Consider the following 6,247-nt stretch of genomic DNA (forward strand, 5'->3'; position numbering starts at 1 on the left):
AGTTCTTTTCCTATTTTCTTCTTTTTGGATCGGTTTGTTTAAAGATCAGGTATAAAATTCCGGCAGGCAAGAAGCAGAAGAGCCACATAACATCGAGTCCCTTGCTTTTACTGCTAGAGGTCGTTGCTTTAGACTCACTGACGGCCACTCCCGGTTTAATGCTTGGAGATACCTGTTGCAAGCCGTTCTGGACGACTAGGCGGTTATTTTCTAGTTTTAGCGCTGGCTTCGTCCCCTTCTTAACGGTCGCATAGAAGTCTTGCTTCAAGTGAATTGTCTTCCCGTCGATGGTATGATCGCCTGCAGAGAGGATTTTTTTATACTGGTAGTCTGCGAACATTTTCTCAGCCAAGGTATTCCCGATTTGATTGCGGTAGCTTTCGGCGATCTCGACATCGTAGTTCCCAACCCCCAAAATCACTTCGATAATCCGCTGTTTACCCCGCTTGGTTGTCGCGGTGTAGTTGTAGTCAGCAGTCGGGCTGGATCCAGTTTTGAGTCCATCTGTTCCTTTAAGGGCGAATTTTCCACCTTCGAGGGAAGTGTTGTAATTATCGTAGCTTTGCTCGTAAGGGGTTCCTTCCATGATGGTAGTATGAGCTTGCTTGGTGTATTCCAACATTTCTGGCAGGTCGTTTACGATGTGATAAGCCAGAATAGACATGTCTCGCGCTGTAATTTCGTTATTCGCATTGACGTCGTGGCGCTGAGGATTGTAGTAGCCCTGAAGGACCGAGATCATCGCCCCATTTGGATTGTGCCATTCGGTATGGCTCATCCCCATTTCTTGTGCGTACTGATTCATTAAGTCCAAAAACTTATCGGGATCATTGTCAGTGACGGCGTTGGCGAGCATAATCACAGCCGCACTGGAAGATGGAACAAAGAGCATCTTGATCAATTCAGATACTTTGTAGTCTACACCAGCTACAATCGGTGAGTTACTTAACAGATTGTTTTCTGAGATGGCTTGGTCTGCCTCTGTTGCTGTAACCACGGTATCATATTTGATCTTGCCTTCTTTGAGGGCCCGAAAGACTACATAGGCACTCATGAGTTTGGCCATGCTTCCTGAGTCCCGGACCGTGTCGATATTGTCTCCGTACAATATAGCTCCAGTATTGGCGTCGATGACGATGTCAGCCTTAGGCTTGTAAAAATCATCCAATACCAGTCCAGCATCAGCTGCGATTTTCATGATATCTTCTTGCTGGTAGATGTCGTCCGCAAAGGCAGTGGAAATAGGGCCTAATGTCAAGACTCCTACAAGGAGGGACAAGAGGCTGTGTTTTAGTCGTTTGTGTAAATGTCTCACATAATTCATAGATTCCATTATATCATACAGGCCAGGGATTCAACTTGAAAAAATTCTAGAAAAAGAAGAAATTGAAAAAATAAAGAAGAAATAGAATAATTTCACAGTAAAAGCGTTTACATTTCCCTAGAAAGTGCTATAATTTAAATTGAGTATAACATTTTTTACAATGAGGTGATTTATATGAACAAAGGGAAGGTACTCTTAGCTACCAGCGCTCTGCTTTTATCAGCTGGTGTACTGGCAGCCTGCTCAGGAGGAAAATCTGGAAGTTCCGGCGATCAGACTTTTAGCTATGTCTATACCCAGGATCCGGATACTCTCGACTATTCGATTTCTAATAAAAAATCGACTTCCGAGTTTACAGGAAATGCGATAGATGGCTTGTTGGAAGTGGACAAGTACGGGAACTTGATCCCATCGCTTGCTAAAGACTGGACTGTTTCCAAGGATGGCTTGACCTATACTTATAAACTCCGTAAAGGGGTCAAATGGATGACTTCTGAAGGGGAAGAATACGGAGAAGTCAAGGCCAAAGACTTTGTCACAGGTCTCAAGCACGCAGCAGACAAGAAATCACAAGCGATTTACTTGGTCCAAAAATCTGTCAAAGGCTTGGATGATTATGTTTCAGGGAAGACATCTGATTTCTCAACTGTTGGAGTGAAGGCTATTGACGATTACACAGTCCAATATACCTTGAGCCAACCAGAAAGTTTCTGGAATTCTAAGACTACGATGGGGATCTTGATGCCGGTCAACGAAGAATTTCTGAAATCTAAAGGAGATGACTATGGTCAAGGAACTTCTCCGTCTAGTATCCTATACTGCGGTCCTTATTTGATCAAGTCCATCACATCTAAATCTTCTGCGATATTGGAAAAGAACCCAACATACTGGGATGCGGATAATGTTAAGATCAGTAAAGTGAAGCTGACCTATTATGATGGACAAGACTCAGAATCCTTGATTCGTGGATTTGATAACGGCGACTATACAGTTGCCCGTGTTTTCCCAAATGGTTCCAACTATAAGAGTGTAGAGAAGAAGCATAAAGACGACATTGTCTATACTGACCAAGGTTCCTCAACCTACAACCTTTCCTTCAACATTGACCGTCAGGCTTATGAAATCACAAAGAAGACTACTGATGCTCAAAAGACTTCAACTAAGAAAGCAATCTTAAATAAAGACTTCCGTCAAGCCATTATGTTTGCCTTCAACCGCAAGGCTTATGTAGCGCAAACTAACGGGGAAGCGGGTGCCAATAAGGTTATCCGTAATACCTTTACGCCACCAAACTTTGTCCAAATCGATGGCAAACAATTTGGTGATGCAGTAGAAAAAGACTTGGAAGTTTATGGGGATGAATGGAAAGGGGTCTCTGTCGCAGATGGAAAAGATACCCTCTACAATCCAAACAAGGCCAAAGAAGAGTTTGCCAAAGCCAAGGCAGACTTGCAAGCTCAAGGAGTTGAATTCCCAATTCATTTGGACCTTCCAACTTCTTCAACTTATACGGAAGGAATTAAACAGGCCCAATCCTTTAAACAATCAGTTGAGTCTACATTGGGAGCAGAAAATATTGTCATCGACCTGAATATGGTTTCTGAGGACGATCTTCAACGGGTCACTTACTTTGCTGAAAATGCTTCGCAACAAGACTGGGATTTGAACAATAACTTGGGTTGGGGACCAGACTATACGGACCCATCTTCTTACATCGATATCACTAGTGGTAAATCTGGCGAAAATGCCAATGCCTACTTTGGATTCGATGCTGGTACGGATAATGCGGCCGCAAAAGCAGCTGGTTTTGATGAATACGATCAATTAATTGAGGATGCTCAAAAAGAAACCACAGATGTGAACAAGCGTTACGAAAAATATGCTGCCGCTCAAGCTTGGTTGACCGATAGTGCCCTCTTGATTCCGATCCATTCAGATGGAGCTTCTCCAGTCGTTCGTAAGACTGTACCATACTCTGCAGCCTTTGCTTGGACAGGCCACAAGGGTCAATCCTTCAACTATAAATATTTGGAAGTTCAAGACAAGGTCGTATCGGCAAAAGACTACGACAAAGCGCGTGAACAATGGAAGAAAGAAAAAGAAAAATCCAATAAAAAAGCGCAAGAAGAACTTGAAAAGCATGTAAAATAGACTTTTCTTGAAGAAAACAGGAAAGACAGGTCCCATATGGGACCTGTCTTTTTCTTTGTCTGAACCTTTAAAAATCGCCTAAAAATGGTATAATAGGAGCATCACGAAAATTGGAGAGACGCTATGAGTTTTTACGATCATAAAGAAATCGAGCCTAAGTGGCAAAAATACTGGGCTGACCATCACACCTTTAAGACAGGAACAGATGCTTCAAAACCTAAGTTTTATGCATTGGACATGTTCCCTTATCCATCTGGAGCGGGTCTTCACGTAGGACACCCAGAAGGTTACACAGCGACTGATATCCTTAGCCGTTTCAAACGTGCCCAAGGTTACAATGTCCTTCACCCAATGGGATGGGATGCTTTTGGTTTGCCTGCAGAGCAATACGCTATGGATACAGGGAATGACCCAGCGGAATTCACAGCAGAAAACATTGCCAACTTCAAACGTCAAATCAATGCGCTTGGCTTCTCTTACGACTGGGACCGTGAAGTCAATACGACAGATCCAAACTACTACAAGTGGACGCAATGGATTTTCACCAAGCTTTACGAAAAAGGCTTAGCTTATGAAGCGGAAGTGCCAGTAAACTGGGTGGAAGAATTGGGTACAGCTATCGCCAACGAAGAAGTTCTTCCAGATGGAACATCTGAGCGTGGGGGCTATCCAGTTGTTCGCAAACCAATGCGCCAATGGATGCTTAAAATCACGGCCTATGCAGAGCGCTTGCTCAACGATTTGGATGATCTAGATTGGCCAGAGTCTATCAAGGACATGCAACGCAACTGGATTGGTAAATCAACTGGTGCCAATGTCACTTTCAAGGTGAAAGGAACTGACAAGGAATTCACCGTCTTTACGACACGTCCGGATACCCTTTTCGGAGCGACCTTCACTGTTTTGGCGCCTGAGCATGAACTAGTAGATGCCATCACGACACCTGAACAAGCTGAGGCTGTAGCGGACTACAAACACCAAGCCAGCCTCAAGTCAGACTTGGCTCGTACAGACCTTGCTAAGGAAAAAACAGGAGTTTGGACTGGTGCTTATGCTATCAACCCTGTAAACGGCAAAGAAATTTCAATCTGGATTGCCGACTATGTTCTTTCTAGTTACGGAACAGGTGCTGTTATGGCTGTGCCTGCCCATGACCAACGTGACTGGGAATTTGCCAAACAGTTTGGCCTTCCAATCGTAGAAGTGCTGGAAGGTGGAAATGTAGCTGAAGCTGCTTACACAGAAGATGGACTTCACGTCAACTCAGATTTCTTGAACGGCCTCAATAAAGAAGAAGCGATTGCTAAAATCGTGGCTTGGTTGGAAGAAAAAGGCTATGGTCAAGAGAAAGTTACCTACCGTCTCCGTGACTGGCTCTTTAGCCGTCAACGTTACTGGGGTGAACCAATCCCAATCATTCATTGGGAAGACGGCACTTCAACAGCTGTTCCAGAAAGTGACCTCCCACTTGTCTTGCCAGTAACTAAGGACATCCGCCCTTCAGGTACTGGGGAAAGCCCACTAGCTAACTTGACCGACTGGCTGGAAGTGACTCGTGAAGATGGCGTCAAAGGTCGTCGTGAAACCAATACGATGCCACAATGGGCCGGTTCAAGTTGGTACTACCTCCGCTATATCGATCCACACAACACAGAGAAATTGGCTGATGAGGACCTCCTCAAACAATGGCTACCAGTAGATATCTACGTGGGTGGTGCAGAACACGCCGTGCTTCACTTGCTTTACGCTCGTTTCTGGCATAAATTCCTCTATGATATCGGTGTTGTTCCAACCAAAGAACCGTTCCAAAAACTCTTTAACCAAGGAATGATCTTGGGAACCAGCTACCGTGACCACCGTGGGGCTCTTGTAGCGACTGACAAGGTTGAAAAACGTGATGGTTCCTTCTTCCATGTGGAAACAGGAGAAGAATTGGAGCAAGCACCAGCTAAGATGTCTAAATCCCTCAAGAACGTGGTCAACCCAGACGATGTGGTGGAACAATACGGTGCTGATACCCTTCGTGTCTATGAAATGTTCATGGGGCCACTCGATGCTTCTATCGCTTGGTCTGAAGAAGGATTGGAAGGAAGCCGTAAATTCCTTGACCGTGTTTACCGTTTGATCACAAGTAAAGAAATCGTTGCAGAAAACAATGGTGCTCTTGACAAGGTTTATAACGAAACCGTTAAAGCTGTCACAGAGCAAATCGAGTCCATGAAATTCAACACAGCCATTGCCCAGCTCATGGTCTTTGTCAACGCGGCTAACAAGGAAGATAAACTCTATGCGGATTACGCCAAAGGCTTTATCCAATTGATCGCCCCATTTGCGCCTCACTTAGCAGAAGAACTCTGGCAAACAGTCGTAGCAACAGGTGAGTCAATCTCTTACGTGGCTTGGCCAACATGGGACGAAAGCAAATTGATTGAAGACGAAATCGAAATCGTCGTTCAAATCAAAGGAAAAGTCCGTGCTAAACTCATGGTCGCAAAAGACCTATCACGCGAAGAATTGCAAGAAGTTGCTCTCTCTGACGAAAAAGTCAAGGCAGAGATTGATGGCAAAGAAATCGTGAAAGTGATTAGTGTCCCTAATAAACTCGTTAATATCGTTGTGAAATAAAAAATAAATCCTTCAGAGTTTGTACTGACCCCAAAAAGTTAGACAAATAATTTAAGTTAAGGATTTAGTCCTGTATTGCACAGGACTAAGTCCTTTTAGTTTTACCTTAATTCGTTTGTTGTTGTAATAGTCAATATAGTTTACAAT

Annotated in this window: 4 protein-coding genes; 2 read left to right on the top strand and 2 right to left on the bottom strand. The window is 44.0% G+C overall.

Going from position 1 to position 6,247, the window contains the following annotated elements; all coding sequences use genetic code 11:
* Positions 1-10 precede the first annotated feature (10 nt).
* Positions 11-1,333 (bottom strand): DUF1958 domain-containing protein, encoded by a 1,323-nt coding sequence (locus QM870_RS08200; protein ID WP_414369268.1) that lies wholly within the window; start codon positions 1,331-1,333, stop codon positions 11-13.
* Between the two features lie 165 nt (positions 1,334-1,498).
* Between QM870_RS08200 and QM870_RS08205 the strand changes: the two genes are divergently transcribed.
* The gene (locus tag QM870_RS08205) at positions 1,499-3,475 is read left to right on the top strand and encodes a peptide ABC transporter substrate-binding protein (protein ID WP_247913522.1); all 1,977 of its coding nucleotides are present in this window, start codon (positions 1,499-1,501) and stop codon (positions 3,473-3,475) included.
* Positions 3,476-3,598: 123 nt separating this feature from the next.
* Complete coding sequence (leuS, locus tag QM870_RS08210) at positions 3,599-6,100, top strand: leucine--tRNA ligase (protein ID WP_414369270.1); 2,502 nt, start codon at positions 3,599-3,601, stop codon at positions 6,098-6,100.
* Between the two features lie 51 nt (positions 6,101-6,151).
* Here the strand turns inward: leuS and QM870_RS08215 are convergent.
* Positions 6,152-6,247: IS3 family transposase (locus tag QM870_RS08215; protein WP_301362722.1), on the bottom strand; the 96-nt coding region annotated here is incomplete at its 5' end.

Source organism: Streptococcus parasanguinis, assembly GCF_047463195.1.
GTDB classification, from domain to species: domain Bacteria; phylum Bacillota; class Bacilli; order Lactobacillales; family Streptococcaceae; genus Streptococcus; species Streptococcus parasanguinis_R.

Coding starts and splice junctions, on each gene's coding strand:
- QM870_RS08200 (WP_414369268.1), bottom strand. CDS start 1,333: ATGGAATCTATGAATTATGTGAGACATTTACACAAACGACTAAAACAC.
- leuS (WP_414369270.1), top strand. CDS start 3,599: ATGAGTTTTTACGATCATAAAGAAATCGAGCCTAAGTGGCAAAAATAC.
- QM870_RS08205 (WP_247913522.1), top strand. CDS start 1,499: ATGAACAAAGGGAAGGTACTCTTAGCTACCAGCGCTCTGCTTTTATCA.